At 54.8% G+C, this 16,882-nt stretch carries 14 protein-coding genes; 11 read left to right on the top strand and 3 right to left on the bottom strand.

Features of this window, described 5'->3' with window-relative positions:
* Positions 1-6 precede the first annotated feature (6 nt).
* Positions 7-720 (bottom strand): FadR/GntR family transcriptional regulator, encoded by a 714-nt coding sequence (locus I6L53_RS03280; protein WP_042321918.1) that lies wholly within the window; start codon positions 718-720, stop codon positions 7-9.
* 270 nt (positions 721-990) lie between these two features.
* Here I6L53_RS03280 and ilvD point away from each other — a divergent pair, with 270 nt between their 5' ends.
* From ilvD to mdtM, 9 genes are all read left to right on the top strand, one after another.
* Positions 991-2,706, top strand: coding sequence for a dihydroxy-acid dehydratase (ilvD, locus tag I6L53_RS03275; protein WP_042321916.1), 1,716 nt, complete (start codon positions 991-993; stop codon positions 2,704-2,706).
* Positions 2,707-2,755: 49 nt separating this feature from the next.
* Positions 2,756-4,060 carry an FAD-dependent oxidoreductase gene (locus tag I6L53_RS03270; RefSeq protein ID WP_042321913.1) on the top strand — a complete coding sequence of 435 codons (1,305 nt, stop codon included), beginning with the start codon at positions 2,756-2,758 and terminating at the stop codon, positions 4,058-4,060.
* Positions 4,061-4,071: 11 nt separating this feature from the next.
* Positions 4,072-4,968 carry an NAD(P)-dependent oxidoreductase gene (locus tag I6L53_RS03265; protein WP_042321910.1) on the top strand — a complete coding sequence of 299 codons (897 nt, stop codon included), beginning with the start codon at positions 4,072-4,074 and terminating at the stop codon, positions 4,966-4,968.
* Positions 4,968-5,732, top strand: coding sequence for an HpcH/HpaI aldolase family protein (locus I6L53_RS03260; RefSeq protein ID WP_232231095.1), 765 nt, complete (start codon positions 4,968-4,970; stop codon positions 5,730-5,732). The genes I6L53_RS03265 and I6L53_RS03260 overlap by 1 nt, the downstream gene beginning before the upstream one ends.
* A 60-nt stretch (positions 5,733-5,792) precedes the next feature.
* Entirely contained in the window at positions 5,793-7,142 is a 1,350-nt protein-coding gene (locus tag I6L53_RS03255) for an MFS transporter (protein WP_042321906.1), read from the top strand.
* Between the two features lie 60 nt (positions 7,143-7,202).
* Entirely contained in the window at positions 7,203-8,726 is a 1,524-nt protein-coding gene (locus I6L53_RS03250; protein ID WP_042321903.1) for a UxaA family hydrolase, read from the top strand.
* A gap of 119 nt (positions 8,727-8,845) precedes the next feature.
* Positions 8,846-9,661 (top strand): AraC family transcriptional regulator, encoded by an 816-nt coding sequence (locus I6L53_RS03245; RefSeq protein ID WP_042321901.1) that lies wholly within the window; start codon positions 8,846-8,848, stop codon positions 9,659-9,661.
* A gap of 48 nt (positions 9,662-9,709) precedes the next feature.
* A complete protein-coding gene (locus I6L53_RS03240; RefSeq protein ID WP_042321899.1) occupies positions 9,710-10,351 on the top strand; it encodes a LysE family translocator in 642 nt (213 codons plus the stop codon).
* Positions 10,352-10,677: 326 nt separating this feature from the next.
* Positions 10,678-11,910: a multidrug efflux MFS transporter MdtM gene (mdtM, locus tag I6L53_RS03235; protein ID WP_125369855.1), complete on the top strand. Its 1,233-nt coding sequence runs from the start codon at positions 10,678-10,680 to the stop codon at positions 11,908-11,910.
* 30 nt (positions 11,911-11,940) lie between these two features.
* Here the strand turns inward: mdtM and metC are convergent, their stop codons facing one another.
* Together metC and I6L53_RS03225 are read right to left on the bottom strand one after the other, a co-directional pair.
* Complete coding sequence (metC, locus tag I6L53_RS03230) at positions 11,941-13,131, bottom strand: cystathionine beta-lyase (RefSeq protein ID WP_042321893.1); 1,191 nt, start codon at positions 13,129-13,131, stop codon at positions 11,941-11,943.
* 25 nt (positions 13,132-13,156) lie between these two features.
* Positions 13,157-14,395: a dicarboxylate/amino acid:cation symporter gene (locus tag I6L53_RS03225; protein WP_042321892.1), complete on the bottom strand. Its 1,239-nt coding sequence runs from the start codon at positions 14,393-14,395 to the stop codon at positions 13,157-13,159.
* Positions 14,396-14,619: 224 nt separating this feature from the next.
* Here I6L53_RS03225 and I6L53_RS03220 point away from each other — a divergent pair, with 224 nt between their 5' ends.
* On the top strand, positions 14,620-15,546 hold the full coding sequence (locus I6L53_RS03220) for a LysR family transcriptional regulator (RefSeq protein ID WP_042321889.1): 927 nt from the start codon (positions 14,620-14,622) through the stop codon (positions 15,544-15,546).
* 49 nt (positions 15,547-15,595) lie between these two features.
* Entirely contained in the window at positions 15,596-16,879 is a 1,284-nt protein-coding gene (locus tag I6L53_RS03215; protein ID WP_042321887.1) for a DUF445 domain-containing protein, read from the top strand.
* Positions 16,880-16,882: the final 3 nt, after the last annotated feature.

The raw sequence follows: 16,882 nt of genomic DNA, 5'->3' as shown, positions 1-16,882 counted from the left end.
GTGCAATCAGTCGATCTCTTTATCCACATGCTGGACAATCAGATCGGCAACGCGCGCTGAGTTCTTCGCCGCCAGCGCGTCCATAATCGCTAAGTGCTCTTCATGCAGTACCTCGGTCTGCTCCGGCGTGAAACCATACTGTCGCCATGCCAGCACCCATAAATGGTGTAATTGCTCCTGCATGTTGATCAGGATCGGATTGCCGCCCAACTGGGCCACTTTTTTCTCAAAACTCAGATCCAGCGCGCTGTCATCATCATCGCAATTCTGGCTCGAGAATTTTTCCCGGTTAAGCTCGATCAGTTCCCGTAGCTGGTTAATTCCCGACTTATTGGCGCGCCAGGCGTAGTCTTCAAAGATGGCTCGCTCGATAGACGTCCGTGCCACTATCAGATTACGCAAGAACTCTTTTGTTACCCCACCTTCGATCAACCTTTCAAGACTATGGGTATCGCTAAGCGACACCGTCGGTGGTTCCGCCAGGAAGGTTCCGCTGCCCACGCGCGTCTCAATACGTCCGGACGATTCGAGTACCTTCAGCGCCTGACGCACCGAGGTACGGCTGACATTAAGCATACTGGCAAGCTCACGCTCGGATGGCAGCCGCTCACCCGGTTTGATCTGTTTGCTGTCGAGGAAATTAGTGATGTGTTGGATGATCGTCTGAAAAACGTCCGTGCGCTTAATGGGGATCATCGTGAATTTATTCTTGTCCGGCATACCGTTACCTCTTCCCAACGACATATCGCACTTGTGGGCAGTTGCTTTCTCTGCACTACGTCGTACTCAATCACTGTGGCGAAAAAATTGGATGGACCACTATATCATTATTGGCCGTTAAGCGCCCTACCTTTCCCTTCGCAAGGATCAAAAAGGCTAAAAAACCTCCGTTTTGTGACCTTTGTTGCATTTTACTCAAAAATTGGTTGGACAACCAACCCAATGAGAGGATATTCCGGATCATATAACCACAACCCGATAAAGGAATTCATGATGTACAGAAGCAATTTTAAGCCGGGTTCGACCCGCTGGGCAGTACGTCGTGCGCAATGGCGCAGTATGGGGATCCGCGAAGAAGACATGCATAAACCGAAGATCGCGATCATCAATACCTCCAACAAGCTCTCCTGCTGTTATGTCCATCTGGATGAACTTTGCCGAATCGTTGAGCAAGCGATTCGTGACGCAGGGGGATTACCATTTGAAGTGCGCACTGTCGCACCCAGCGACTTCGTGACCAGTGCGGGAAAAAAAGCACGCTATCTGATGCCAACCCGTGACCTGATGGTTAACGAAGTGGAGTGCATGATGGAAGGCGCAGTACTGGACGGCATGATCTGTCTCTCCTCCTGCGACAAAACGACACCGGCACACCTGATGTCAGCAGCACGATTGAATGTGCCGTCCTTGCTGCTGACCTGCGGCTACCAGGTGGGTGGCAAGTGCTCGAACGAGAAATTTGACGACCAGTTCTTCGATATCGATGACGTTTACGAGCAGGTGGGGGCCCTGGCAACCGGAGCAATCAGCGAAAAAGATCTGACCGACATGACCGATGTCGCGATCCAGTCGCCGGGCGTTTGCGCTGGTCTGGGTACAGCCAACTCTATGCACATCGTGGCTGAAGCATTAGGCATGACGCTACCTGGCAACTCGCCGATCTGGGCCAACGGCCGCAAAGTGAAAGAGTACGCGCAGGCCGCCGGGAAACGCATTGTTGAGCTGACCCAACAGCAGGTTCTGCCGCGCGAGATCCTCACAGAAAAGGCCATCCAGAACGCGGTCATGACCGTGTTAGCCGTCGGTGGTTCGGTGAACACCGTTCGTCATCTCTCTGCAATCGCCACCGAAGCCGAACTGCCGATCGATGTCGTCAAACTGTATGAAAAATACGGTAAAAACATCAAGTTACTGACCTCTGTTCGCCCTAACGGTCCGTTCCGTACAGAAGATCTTGAAGCAGCGGGGGGTACCACCGCGGTGATGAACCAACTGCGCGATTTCCTCAATCTGGATGCGCTCACCGTCACGCAAAAAACCGTTGGTGAGAACATTAAAGACGCAGGGGTGAAAAACCATGACGTGATCCGCAGCCTGGATAACCCGGTCAGCCAGCGCCCTGGCGTGGCGATCCTGCGCGGCAATCTCGCCCCGGATGGCGCCATCGTCAAACTTTCTGCTGTGCCGGGGGAACTGGAGCAGTTTACCGGCCCAGCCAATATCTACGAAGGCGAAGACGAAGCCATTGAGGCGTTGGGCGAAGGCAAGATCCAGAGAGGCGATGTGATTGTCCTGCGCAACATGGGCCCGGCAGGCGGCCCTGGCACGGTATTCGCCTGTAGTTTCGTGGCGGCACTGAACGGCGCAGGGATCGCGGAACATGTCGCGGTAATCACCGATGGCGAACTCTCCGGTCTGAACCGCGGCATTATCGTCGGCCAACTGATGCCAGAAGCCGCTGCTGGCGGGCCACTGGCGGTGATCGAACAGGGAGAGATCGTACACATCAACTTCGTCGATCTCAGTATCAATATGGATGTGCCGCAGGAGGTGATCGACACCCGGCTCGCGCAGTGGCAACCCAAACCTCTGCCTCTCGGCGGCGGCAGCGGCACTTACCTGTCGCAATATGCGCAACTGGTGCAGCCGATTGCACAGGGCGCGGTGCTGGGTAAACGTCGCATCCACGCGAAAAACATCGATTAATCATCACAGGATGGGGGTGAGCCTTCACCCTCAGCACGAGGAGGCACTCATGCAAATCTGGCACGAAACCGCCAATGAACTCCCCGTCACCTACGACGTTGATGTTCTGATTGTGGGTGGTGGTCCAACCGGTGTAGCAGCCGCAACCGCTGCTGCGCGCGCTGGGGAAAAGACACTACTGATCGAGCGCTATGGTTTTTGCGGTGGTATGGCGACCGCAGGCATGTCCGGGGCAATTTGCGGGCTATTTACCTCGGGTAAAGGTCCTCATGAGCAGTTAGTGCACGGCTTTGCCGGTGAGTTTTACCAGCATTTGAAGCACCGCGGCGCCGTCAGCGATCCCTTCCCGTTCGGTGAGACCTGTCTGGTGGTTCATGAACCACACACATGGAAAGAGATCGCCGACGATCTGCTGGCTGACAGCGGCGCTAAGGTGTTGTTTCACACCCTCGCCACCGACGTGGTGATGGAAGGCAATCAGCTGCGCGGTGTGATTATTGAAAATAAAAACGGCCGGCAGTTGATTACCGCGCGTCGTTTTATTGATGCCACCGGTGACGGCGATCTGTGTGTAAAAGCCGGGGTGCCTTATACCTGCGGACGTAACGGGATGGTGCAGTACCCCACGATGGTGTTCCGCATGGGCAATGTCGATATCGCGCGCGGTATTGGCCATCCGGTTACCCAACTGGAAACGTGGGTGGAAGCCGCGCAGGCCAAGGGGTTTCACCTGCCACGCAAGCATATTTATCTGCTGCCCTCCCCACGTCCCGGTGAGGTGATGTGCAACGTCACCAGCATATTACGCGACGACGGTAGACCCATTGACGCGACCTGTGCGGAAGATCTGACCTTTGCCGAGCAGCAAGGACGTAAGCAGGTACGTGAATATGAACGGTTTCTGCGTGCATGGGTACCGGGGTTCGAAAACGCCCAGCTCAACGATGTCGCGGCGCAAATTGGCATCCGTCAGAGTCGGACGATCGAAGGTCAACGTTGCCTGACTAATGATGATGTCTTTCAGGCCAAAAAAAGTCAGAGAGCCGTTGCCAGCAGCGCCTGGTGTATTGAAGCGCACGGGCAGGACGGCATCTTCATGTTCTATCTGGACAACGACTGGTATGACATTCCCTATGACACATTACTGCCAGAGGACGTTCCTAACCTCATCACTGCGGGCAGGACGCTGTGTGCAGAACATGAAGCTCTGGCTTCGGCAAGAGTGACCGCGCAGTGCTTTTTAACCGGATATGCCGCAGGTACTGCAGCCTATCTGAGCCATCGAGATTGTTGCGCTTTCGATGAAATAGATGTTGCGGAATTACGCAGCATTATTGAATACCAAACTTATTAAGGGTGATACGCATGAAACCAGTTTTAGGCTTTATTGGTCTGGGCATTATGGGCAAACCGATGGTGCGCAACCTGTTGAAAGCGGGCTACAGCGTCCATGCCTTCAGCATTGTGGCACAGGATGTGGAAGAGATTGTCCGCGATGGCGCCGTCGGTCAGACCTCGGCGCGTGCCGTGGCGGAAGCGGCAGATATTACCATCACCATGGTACCCAATACGCCACAGGTTGAAGACGTGCTGTTTGGGGAAAACGGTCTCGCCTCTGCGCTGCGGGAAGGCAAAGTGGTTATCGATATGAGCACCATCTCGTCCCTCGCCACCCGCAACTTTGCGGAAAAGATCAAAGCGCTGGGCGCAAATATGCTGGATGCCCCGGTGAGCGGCGGCGACAAAGGGGCGAAGGGTGGGACACTGTCGATTATGGTCGGCGGCGAAGCGGACGTTTTTGCCCGCTGCAAACCCATCCTTGAGGTGTTAGGTGGGCGGGTAACGCATGTTGGTAGTAATGGTGCAGGTCAGGTAGTGAAATCCTGCAATCAGGTGCTGGCCGCTGCCACCATGGCAGCACTAGGTGAAGCGCTCGTCATGGGTGCCAAAGCGGGAGTGAATCCGGCAAAAATTGTGGAAGTGCTCTCTGCGGGCTACGCACGCTGCGGCGCGCTGGATATCCGTGGGAACCTGATTCTGGAGCGCAACTTCGACCCCGGGTTCATGACCCGCTTACAGTACAAAGATCTCAATCTGGCGATGGAACTCAGCCAGGGAATTGACTCCCCGATGCCGATTGCAAGCCTGGTGCGTGAACTGTACAAGACGTGTATGGCGCAGGGCGCAGGAAACGAAGACCATTCAAACATTATCAAAGTCTTTGAGCAGCTTTCCGGCATCGAAGTACAGGCAAGGAGCTAATGATGCGTTTTCCGTATTTTAAACAACGACTCCGCGAGGGGCCATTACACGGTTGTTTTGTCACCTTCCCCTCTGCGGCGCTCACTGAATTTACCGCCGCGATGGGCTTTGATTTTGTGCTTATCGATAACGAGCACGGCAATATGAATCCAGAGACGGTAGAAGATATGGTACGCGCTTCACACAGCCAGCAGGTGCCTTGTCTGGTACGGGTTCCATACAACCGTGCTGAATACACACGAAAAGCGCTGGATTTCGGTGCTGACGGGGTACAGGTGCCGCTGATCAATACCGTAGAAGATGCCCGCCTTGCCAGTCGGCCAACGCTGTTTCCGCCACAGGGCGAACGCGGAGTCGCCTTCCTGCCACGCGCGGCGAATTACGGGATGTGCGCTGATAAAGCGCGTTATCTGGCAGATGCCAACACGTCGCGGGTGCTGTCAGTACATATTGAGACCGTGGAGGCGGTAGATAACCTGGATGACATTCTGGCTGCGGGACTGGCTGACGTTTATTTCGTCGGCCCTGGAGATTTAGCCGTATCCATGGGTTACGGGCACGATTTGAACCATCGTGATGTACTGGACACCATTGAACGCTGTATCCGCAAAATCGCCGACAGTGGCAACATCGCCGGGACTTATGTCGGTACACCGGAACGCGCGGCAGAAGCGATAAGCTGGGGCGCAAACTACCTGGTGACGGCTATCACCCCGCATATGGTGAACGGCGCGAAACACTACTTACAAATAAAAAATAACTAATTTGCCTTCACTACCCTACAACATCATCTGGCTCAGAAAGTCAGAACTGGAGAGTGCAGTATGAGCACTAAAAATAATAAAACACATGCCCGCTATTACATTCTGTTTATGATTACCCTGGTGTTAACGCTGGCCACAGGCGATCGCGCCACGTTATCAGTTGCGGGTCCAGAAATGCAAAAAGAGCTGGGTATTACCGCCGTAGAAATAGGCTACCTCTTTTCCGCGTTCAGTTGGGCGTACGTCATCAGTATGACGCCCGCGGGTTGGGTCGCGGATAAGATTGGCTCTAAACGCGCCATGTTTCTGGGCATCTTACTGTGGTCAGTAATGACTGTTCTGATGGGGCTTGTCAGCTATATCACGTTTGTTGTCCCTGCCCTGCTAATCCTGCGTTTCCTGCTGGGCGTGTGCGAGTCGCCGGTTGGTCCCTCTGCCGGACGAATCATCGCCGCCTGGTTTCCCTCTCAGGAACGTGGTGTCGCTGGCGCCATCTTTAACAGCGCGCAATACGCATCCCTCGCCATCTTCACACCGCTGATGGCGTGGCTTTGTCATGCCTTCGGTTGGGATCACGTGTTTATCGTGATGGGGGCCATTGGCATCGTGATTGCCTTCTGCTGGTCAAAGTTCTTCCACGTCCCGATGAAGCATCCAGGGATCAACAGCGAAGAGATGGAATATCTGAAAGAAGGTGGTGCGCTGGTAGAACTGGACACTGTTACCAGCGTGAAAGATGAACGTAAACGTGCAGGATTGCAGGAGATCGCGCAGCTGTTTAAAAGCAGGATGCTGATCGGCATTTTCATTGGTCAGTACTGTATTTCCGCGATCACCTGGTTCTTTATGACCTGGTTTCCGATTTATCTGGTGAAAGAGCGCGGCATGTCGATCTTACAGGCCGGATTTATGGCCTCGGTGCCCGCGATTTGCGGTCTGGTGGGCGGCATACTGAGCGGCTTTTTCTCCGACTGGCTGTTGCGTAAAACCAATAACCTGAGCCTGGCGCGTAAAGTTCCCATCACCATCGGTCTGACCATGAGCGCCAGCATGATCCTCTGTAACTACGTGGGGTCAGAAGCGCTGGTGATGTTCCTGATGAGCGCCGCTTTCTTTGGCAAAGGCTTCGGTTCACTGGGCTGGGCGGTTGTTGCGGATACCGCGCCGAAAGAGATTATCGGCACCACTGGCGGTCTGTTCAATTCCCTCGGAAACGTTGCGGGCATCATTACCCCGGTTGTCATTGGCTACATCCTGCAGGAAACCAACTCGTTCGCCAATGCGCTGGTTTTTGTCGGCACCCACGGCATCATCGCCGTCTGCAGCTATTGGTTCATCGTAGGCAAAATTGAGCGTCTGAAGATTGCCCCGCGTGAAGGCACGACAACCCTGCAAAAACGTGAAGTCTGAACCCTGAGTTCTGCTCGTCGATGCACGGGCAGACGCTGAATAAGATAAGGAAGCAATATAATGACAAAATCTCCGGTTATTCGCCTTGATGAAAAAGATAACGTTGTTGTCGCCCGGGTCGCCATCGCTGCTGGCACACCTATCGTCGGTGAAAATATCGTTACTCTGCAGGATGTTCCATTAGGTCATAAGGTCGCGACAAGACTCATTAAAAAGGATGAACCTATCCTCAAATACAACACGGTCATTGGTTTTGCTCCGGAAGATCTGCCAGCTGGCACCTGGTTGCATAGCCACAATATTGTATTTGAAGATTTTCAGCGTGATTACGCCTTCAGCCGTGATTATCACCCTGTGCAAACGGTGCCGCCAGCGCAACGGCGCACTTTTAACGGCTATGTCCGTGAAGATGGTCGGGTAGGAACCCGTAATATTCTCGGCGTGTTTGTCGTCGGAAACTGTGGCGCAACGGTGGCGCGAAAAATTGCTGCGCACTTTACACCAGAGCGTCTGCAGTCATGGCCGAACGTGGACAACGTTATCCCCTACGTCCACGAACTCGGCTGCGGTATGGAAATGACCGGCGAACCGATGGATCTGCTGCGCCGTACGCTGGCCGGATACATCAACAACCCGAATACCGCGGGTGCGCTGGTCGTCGCTTTAGGCTGCGAGCGCAATAATATTCACGGATTTTTTGAGCAGATGGGACTCGAAGAAAACCCAATGCTGCGCAAACTGGTGATTCAGGATACCGGCGGCACGCGAAAAACCATTGACGAAGGTATCGCCATTGTCGAGTCCATGTTACCCCATGCGAATACGGTAAAACGTCAACCTGTCTCCGTGGAGCATCTGACCGTCGGGCTTCAGTGCGGGGGTTCCGACGGATTCTCCGGCCTCTCAGCGAACCCGGCACTGGGCGTCGCGATGGACCTGCTGGTGGAACAAGGCGGAACCGCGATCCTCTCTGAAACGACCGAAATATTTGGTGTGGAGCACACCCTCACGGCGCGTGCAGTCACACCGGAGGTGGGGCAAAAACTCGTCGATTGCATCAACTGGTGGCTGGAGTACAACAAAGGACGTGATTGCCAGATTAATGGCCGGGTGAGTCCTGGTAACAATGCGGGCGGGCTGGCAAACGTGCTGGAAAAATCGCTGGGTGGGGCGAAAAAAGGCGGGAACTCTCCGCTGATGGAAGTCTACCGTTACGCTTACCCCGTTACGCAAAAAGGCCTGGTCTTTATGGATACTCCGGGCTATGACCCAGTCTCGGCTACGGGACAGGTCGCTGGCGGCGCCAATATGATTGCGTTTACCACCGGACGCGGTTCCTGTTTTGGCTCAATGCCTGCGCCGACCGTCAAACTTGCCAGCAACACGCCCATGTATCAGCGCATGGAAGAGGATATGGATCTCAACTGCGGTGTCGTCATTGACGGAGACGCCACTCTGCGTCAGATGGGAGAAGCGATTTTCGAGAAAATTATCGCAGTCGCTTCCGGAGAACAGAGTAAAAGCGAAGCGCTGGGATTAGGCGAAAACGAGTTTGTTCCCTGGCCGATTGGCGTGTTGGCTTAATACAACGGGCGGAATGTTCTGACATGCCGCCCGTCATCCTCCACATAACGTCACGACAATGCGTTTTCACGGCCAGGCCTGTGATATAACAAATCATCACTTTGCCGGAGGCGCTGACCGTGACCCACACCCGAGATATTCCGCAATCGTTCTGGCGCGATGAACAACTTACGTGGCTGGAGCTGCGCAGCACCTGGCGCAGCCATCAGGCGTATAAACGCCACCATCATCCACAGCTCTCCATTGGGGCCATTCTGGAAGGCGGAACCTGCTGCGTCAGCAACGGCAAAGAATATCACCTACAGGTGGGCGATCTGATTGTGATCCCACCGCTGGTACCGCACAGTTGTAATCCGGTGAATGGACAGTTCCGCAGCTATCATATGCTCTACCTGGAGGCGGACTGGTGTCTTGCTCAGTTGCCCGAACAGCTTCCCCCTACACCGCTTTTCGCGCCGAATCCGGTGATCCGCAACCGACAACACTTTCAACGCTTTCTGGATCTCGTTGCGTTAATGGAGAAGCGGCAAACCGAACCGCTTGTCGATGCCGCCCGCCTCCTGTTGCGCGCGCTCCCCTTGCAGTCAGGAAATCCACAGCGTCCACGCGCGACCAGCCAGTCTCTGAAAGCGCGACTGCAATGTAATTTGCTTTCTCCACCGTCGCTTGATGACATCGCGCAAGAGTTCGGCATGCGTAAAGAGACGCTGATCCGCACCTTTAAGCAGGACACTGGCCTGACGCCGGGCAGCTACCTGAACATCGCGCGGATCGATTTTGCCAGGACGCGACTGCGCGCGGGAGACGACATCGCCGACGTCGGCTATCAGAGCGGTTTTGCCGACCAGAGCCATTTCCACCGTACCTTTGTCAGCTATACCGCCGCCACGCCGCGCCAGTATGCGCGGGGACGATCAATATCAGACAATAATTAGCGTTTTACCAGGCGTAACGTGACCTCAGGTTTGCACACTGAGGTCACTATGGAACCGTTGTCTGTACTCTTTCCCCCTGCATTTCCCGCACTGGCGCTGGCGCACTTTGTCGCGCTGCTCAGCCCCGGTCCGGATTTCTTTTTACTGGTGGGCTACGCTGTTCGCTACCGACTTCGCGGCAGCGCCGGGCTGTGTCTGGGGATCGCCGCCGGTAATGGGATCTATATCCTGCTGGCGATTGCCGGCTGGGGGATCCTCCGACAACTCCCCCTGCTCTTCACGCTGATCGCGCTACTGGGGGCACTCTATTTACTGTGGATCGGCAGCCTGCTGCTACGCAGTCGTCCGCAAGCGCTGACGGGCGCAGATGCCCAGTCCACGTGTCCGGGCCTGGGCAAGCAGGTGCTGCTGGGACTGGGGTCGTCGCTGCTCAATCCGAAAAACGCCCTTTTCTATCTGGCGCTGATGACCGCCCTGCTTGGCCCGTCAGTGACGCTGGTACAACAGGCCGTCAGCGGCGTCTGGATGACCAGCGTCGTGTTGTGCTGGGATCTGTTGATTGTGATGGGGATTGGCCTGCCGTTCGTCCAGCGACGGCTCAGTCATGGGATCGTGTGGATCGAACGCATTGCCGGCGCCGTGTTGATCGCTTTTGGCTGCGGGATCGTCTGGCGTTTTCTCTTCCCGTAGCCATTGATGCACGGAATGTTTTCAGCTCAATCTATTGACTAACATCAAATTATAATGACACTTAAGGTGTATATTTTCCGTTCAACTTACTTTTCCCGAGGTGTGATGTGCTGATAACCATCTGTAATCGATACACATTCTGACACAGGTCAGAATGTGTTCCCTCTGTCTGTGATTCCCCATGGGCAGTGCTTTTGATTACATGAAATTCAGTACATCCGCGGTCTGCTGTTCTCTCTTTTCTGCCTGATGTCCCTGTGACAGTATTGAATTTCGTTGTTCCCGTTCAGGGGTTCTCCACATGGAGTTCGTTTTGTATGCAATGGATTATTGAGTTTTTCAAGCGGCACGCCACGACGCTGTTCTTTCCGATGGCGCTGATTCTGTATGATTTTGCCGCCTATCTGTCAACAGACCTGATTCAGCCGGGCATCATCAACGTCGTGCGAGAGTTTGATGCCGATGTCAGCCTGGCACCGGCTGCGGTCAGTCTCTATCTCGCGGGTGGGATGGTGCTGCAATGGCTGCTGGGGCCGCTTTCCGACCGGATCGGGCGGCGTCCGGTACTGGTCACCGGGGCGCTCATTTTTGCCCTCGCCTGTACCGCCACGCTGTTCACCACCTCAATGACACAGTTCCTGGTGGCGCGCGTGGTACAGGGCACCAGCATCTGCTTTATCGCGACGGTCGGCTATGTCACGGTACAGGAGGCGTTCGGACAGACGAAAGCCATCAAACTGATGGCGATCATCACCTCTATTGTCCTGGTAGCGCCAATCATCGGCCCGCTTTCCGGCGCGGCGCTGATGCACTTCGTCCACTGGAAGGTGCTGTTTGCCATTATTGCGGTGATGGGCTTTATCGCCTTTATGGGCCTGTTGCTGGCGATGCCGGAAACGGTCCAGCGCGGCGCGGTGCCGTTTAGCGCGATTAGCGTTATACGCGATTTTCGCGATGTTTTTCGCAACCGGGTGTTCCTCTTTGGGGTCGCCACGATCTCGCTGAGTTACATCCCGATGATGAGTTGGGTCGCCGTTTCCCCGGTGATCCTGATCGACGCGGGCGGCATGACGTCCTCACAGTTCGCCTGGGTACAGGTCCCGGTGTTCGGGGCGGTGATCGTCGCCAACATGGTCATTGCTCGTTTTGTGAAAGATCCGACCGACCCGCGCTTTATCTGGCGTGCGATACCCATTCAGCTCAGCGGCCTGTTTGTCCTGATTGCCGGTAACCTGATCTGGCCTCACGTGTGGCTGTGGTCGGTGCTGGGCACCAGCCTGTATGCATTTGGTATCGGGCTTATCTTCCCGACGCTGTTTCGCTTCACGCTGTTTACCAACAACCTGCCGAAAGGAACCGTGTCGGCCTCGCTGAACATGGTCATCCTGGCGGTGATGGCCGTTTCCGTCGAAATCGGTCGCGGACTGTGGTTTAACGGCGGTCGGATCCCGTTTCACCTGCTGGGGGTGATTGCGGGAGTGGCGGTGGTATTCACATTGAAAGGGTTGTTAACGCGAGTGCGTCAGTATCACGCAACGGAACTGGCAACAGAGAAGTAAAATCAGGCCCCGTCATGCGGGGCCGTTTTTTTACGTGATGCGGGCAAAACCGGCTTCAAGGTCGGCAATCAAATCGCCGACATCTTCCAGACCGATATGCACCCTCACCAGCGTCCCGCTGAAATCGACATCCCCGGCCGGGCGAATACTGTTCAGCTCTTCCGGCTGGTTCGCCAGAATCAACGACTCAAACCCGCCCCACGAATAAGCCATATGGAACAGCGAGAAGTTATCAAGGAAGTTTGCTAACTGCTCATCCGTCAGTCGTTTTTTCAGCACAAACGAGAACAGACCGGAACTGCCGCTGAAATCACGCGTGAAGTATTCGTGCCCAGGACACTCCGGCAGCGCCGGATGGTTCACCCGCGCCACTTCCGCGCGTGCCGAAAGCCAGCGCGCAATCTCAATGCTGCTCTCCTGATGCTGCTTCAGGCGCACCGACAGCGTGCGCAATCCGCGACTGCCGTTATACGCGGTATCAGCATCCAGCGTTTGCCCCATCAGATACGAGTTCTCGCGCAATTGTTCCCAGCAGCGCGCATTGGATACCGCCGTTCCCAGCATGCCATCGGAGTGGCCAATCGTGTACTTGGTACCCGCCTGAATCGAGATATCCACTCCATAGTCCAGTGCCTTAAACAGCACGCCCGCCGCCCAGGTGTTGTCGATCATAATGACGATGTCCGGATTCACCGCGCGGATCGCCTTCACCATTCCCGGCACATCCTGCACTTCCATCGTGATCGAACTCGGTGATTCGAGGAATACCACTTTGGTTTCAGGGCGGATCAGATCGACAATTCCGGCACCGATCATCGGATCGTAGTAGGTCGTTTCGACGTTGAATTTACTCAGGATCTTATTGCAGAAATCCTGCGTCGGTTCATACGCCGCGCCAGTCATCAGCAGATGATCGCCGCTCTGTACAAACGCGAGGATCGCGTTTGTCACCGCCGCCGCACCGCACGGATAGAGTGCGCAGCCAACGCCGCCTTCCAGTTCGCTCATTGCCTTCTGGAACGCAAAGTGGGTATAAGTGCCACGACGACCGTAAAACAGCTCGCCGTTTGCACGATTGGCAGTGGCGAATTTTTTGTCCTTCACGGTATCAAACACCAGCGAAGAGGCACGCTGGATAACCGGGTTTACCGCGCCCTGGGTATAGCGTTTATCGCGTCCGGCGATGATCAACTGAGTTTCGAGTTTCACTGAATCTTTCATAACCTTTCTTATCCTTAATTCTGCGTTAAACCTCGGCTACCGTAGCCGTCGCATCTATCTCTGCATTCACCGATTTTTTCCCGGAGAAGCGTTCTACAATTTGTGCCGCATTCAAATCATGAATCACGTTAATCAGCGTCGCTGGCGCATCGGTAATGGTGCCCAGCACCACTAACATAGGAATGGTTTCCATCGGCAACCCCAGCGTCGTAACGATAAAGATCTCCCCGAGGAACGCCCCGCCCGGCACGCCGCCGACGATAATCGCAGAAAGCACGGCGATCAGCATGGTCAGGAAGAAAGTTTCCGTCGTGAATGGAATCCCCAGCACCGAGTAGATAAAGACGATCTTCAGCGCCGCGATCATCGCCACGCCGCCCTTATTCAGGTTGACCAGCAGCGGGATCGAGACATCCACGATTTCCGGGTTAATCCCCATCGCTTTGCCCGCGCGCAGAGTCACCGGCAGCGTTCCCAGCGAAGAGCAAGTGCCCAGTGCCGTCACGGAAGGCTCGATAGCGTGACGCCAGAAGGCCTTCACTGCCGGTACGCCGCCGCCAATGTAAGAGTAAAGAATAGAACCGAAAATGTAGTAAGCCAGCGTGGCAACCATGAACAGGCCAATTGCCCGGGCAAAGGTGAGCAACAGTCCGGAATCCTGACTGGCCATTGTGGCCGCAAAGTAGCAGCCGAGTCCCAGCGGCGCGACCTTCATGATGATCGATACGATCTTCATAATGACGGTGTTGGCATCCTCCAGCAGCGAGGCAATGCGTTTGCCCGCCTGTTCTGACTGACCAATCGCGATCCCGGCGATGATCGCCATCACGATCAGTGCGAGGATATTCGATTTAGAAAACAGGCCAATAAAGTCGTTGGTGGTGATCATGCTGACAAAATCCATCTTGCCGCTGCCCGCCTGCACGGACTGCGAAAGATCGATGGTGACCCCCTGTGCCGGGTTGTACCACAGGGCTAACGCCACGATACCGGCAGCGGGAATAAACGCCATTGCGATGGAAACGATAAAGATAATCGCCATAATTCGCCCTAAGCGTCTCAGGTCGGTCATACTGGCGATGGACGACATTACGCTGATTCCCACCAGCGGGACGATAATCATAAATAACAGGTTCAGGAAAATCTGACCTATCGGTTGAAGTTTACTGGCAAACGCGGGTGCATAAATCCCTAATAAACCACCTGCAACCAGAGCAAGTAATAAAATAATTGACGATTTGTAGGGTTCGAGTCGTGTCCACATAATCGGTACCTTTTATAAAAATGGAATTAAATGAGAGTAAATTCACAATTTGGCGACGTTCTGTTTTTGCCTCCTTACTATTTGTGACGCAACTCACTTAAGTTGTTATTTTTTCATTTTGTGTGTAGGTCGTTTCCTGTGGTTCAATAGTTACATGTTTCAAAACCCAATGTAACGGCCTATTCGTACCGTTTTTGCAAATCACTTGTGAGCAAAAGGAAACAATGAGCACACCCATTTCTCTCAAGCATTTAGAATTTTTTGTCCGGATTGTGGACTGCGGAGGATTATCTGAAGCCGCGGTGCAACTTAACGTGTCACCGTCGGCGGTCAGTAAAAGTCTGGCGGCAATGGAGGATACGCTGGGGACAACATTAATTAAGCGCACGACCCGCAGTATTACGCTGACCGACGCCGGGCAATATTTATTTAACCGGGCCAATAAATTACTGAAAGAATTTGATGAAACGCTAAATACCACCTCTGGTTATTATCACAATCCGCAGGGTGAATTACGCATTACCTGCTCGATTGCCTTCGGCTATTCCCGACTGGTCAATCTGGTGGACAAATATCGCACCCAGTACCCGGATGTGAATCTGTATATCGATCTCAACGATAACTTCGTCAATCTGAACGACACGGATTTCGATATCGCGCTGCGCATCTCCACCGCGCCACCGCAAAACTATGCCATGCGTAAACTGGTGCCGATCCGCTGGGCGTACTGCGCGTCTCCCGGTTACCTCGCGAAGAAAGGGATGCCGCTGCGGCGTACCGATCTGGTGGATCACGACTGTCTGGTTTACCCCGGCCTGACCCCCGTTCTCAAGGTTGCCGACGAGCAGGATCGCCTGCATCAGTTGAAACTGCATATGCCTATCCAGGCGAACAGCAGTCTGGTACTGTTGAAATCGGTACTGGAAGATCAGGGTGTCGCCTATCTGCCCACCTATCTGATTGGCGATCATATTCAGAAAGAGGAGATCACCCCGCTGATGCTTGATGGCACCATCACCTGCGAAACGCACACCCTTTACGCGCTCTATTTCCCCAGCAAATACAGCAACCCGAAGGTGCGTTCATTTATTGATTTTCTGGTCGAGGAGTTAGGGACGCTGCCGGCGTGGGACAACTGGATCCCCGGCTGATCCCGGTTGTTTTTGCACGATCCCCCCGTCTGGCTCTATCCTTAACCCTATGAATAAAATCGCTGAACTCAAACGCGCCAAACTGCTGGCGCTCTCGTTGCTGCTGATCGCGGCTACCACATTCGTCATCACCCTCTTCCTGCCGCCCGGCTTTTGGGTCAGCGGGATCAAAGCCATTGCCGAGGCGGCGATGGTCGGTGCGCTGGCGGACTGGTTTGCGGTGGTGGCGCTGTTTCGCCGCGTCCCTCTCCCGTTCATTTCGCGGCACACGGCGATTATTCCCCGCAATAAAGACCGGATCGGCGAGAATCTGGGCCAGTTCGTGCAGGAGAAATTCCTCGACACCCAGTCCCTGGTCGCGCTAATCCGCCGCCACGAGCCAGCGCTACTGATCGGAAACTGGTTCAGCCAACCGGAAAACGCCCGGCGGGTCGGACAGCATCTGTTGCAGATCATGAGCGGTTTTCTGGAACTGACCGATGATGCCCGTATCCAGCGCCTGCTAAAACGTGCGGTGCATAAGGCGATCGATAAGGTCGATCTCTCCGGCACCAGCGCCCTGATGCTGGAAAGCATGACCAAAAACGATCGTCATCAGGAGTTACTCGACACGCTGATCGCCCAACTGATCGCACTCCTCCAGCGCGACAGCTCCCGGACCTTTATCGCCCGGCAGATCGTCCACTGGCTGGAGACCGAACACCCGCTGAAGGCCCGAATTTTACCTACCGAGTGGCTGGGCGAACACAGTGCCGAGCTGGTGTCAGAGGCGGTGAACTCACTGCTTGATGATATCAGCCACGATCGCGCCCATCAGATCCGCCACGCCTTCGATCGCGCCACCTTCAGGCTCATCGACAAACTGAAAAACGATCCGCAGATGGCGAACCGGGCGGAAAGCATCAAGGATTACCTGAAAGAAGATGAGGCCTTTAACCGCTATCTCGGCGAGCTGTGGGCGGATTTACGCCAGTGGTTAAAGAATGATATCAACGCCGAGGATTCCCGGGTGAAACAGCGAATCGCCCATGCCGGACAGTGGTTTGGCGAAACGCTGGTTGCCGACGATGCGCTGCGCGCCTCGCTCAACGGCCACCTGGAACAGGCCGCCCATCGGGTAGCACCGGAGTTTGCCGCCTTCCTGACCCGCCACATCAGCGACACGGTGAAAAGCTGGGATGCCCGCGATATGTCACGACAGATTGAACTTAACATCGGTAAAGATTTGCAGTTTATCCGCGTCAACGGCACGCTGGTGGGCGGGACGATCGGGCTGGTGCTATATCTGTTGTCGCAGATCCCCTCACTGCTGCCCGCACTGTCCACTTTTTAAGGA

This window comes from Citrobacter farmeri (assembly GCF_019048065.1).
Taxonomy (GTDB): Bacteria; Pseudomonadota; Gammaproteobacteria; order Enterobacterales; family Enterobacteriaceae; genus Citrobacter_A; species Citrobacter_A farmeri.
This window is presented reverse-complemented; position numbering and strand designations above follow the sequence as displayed.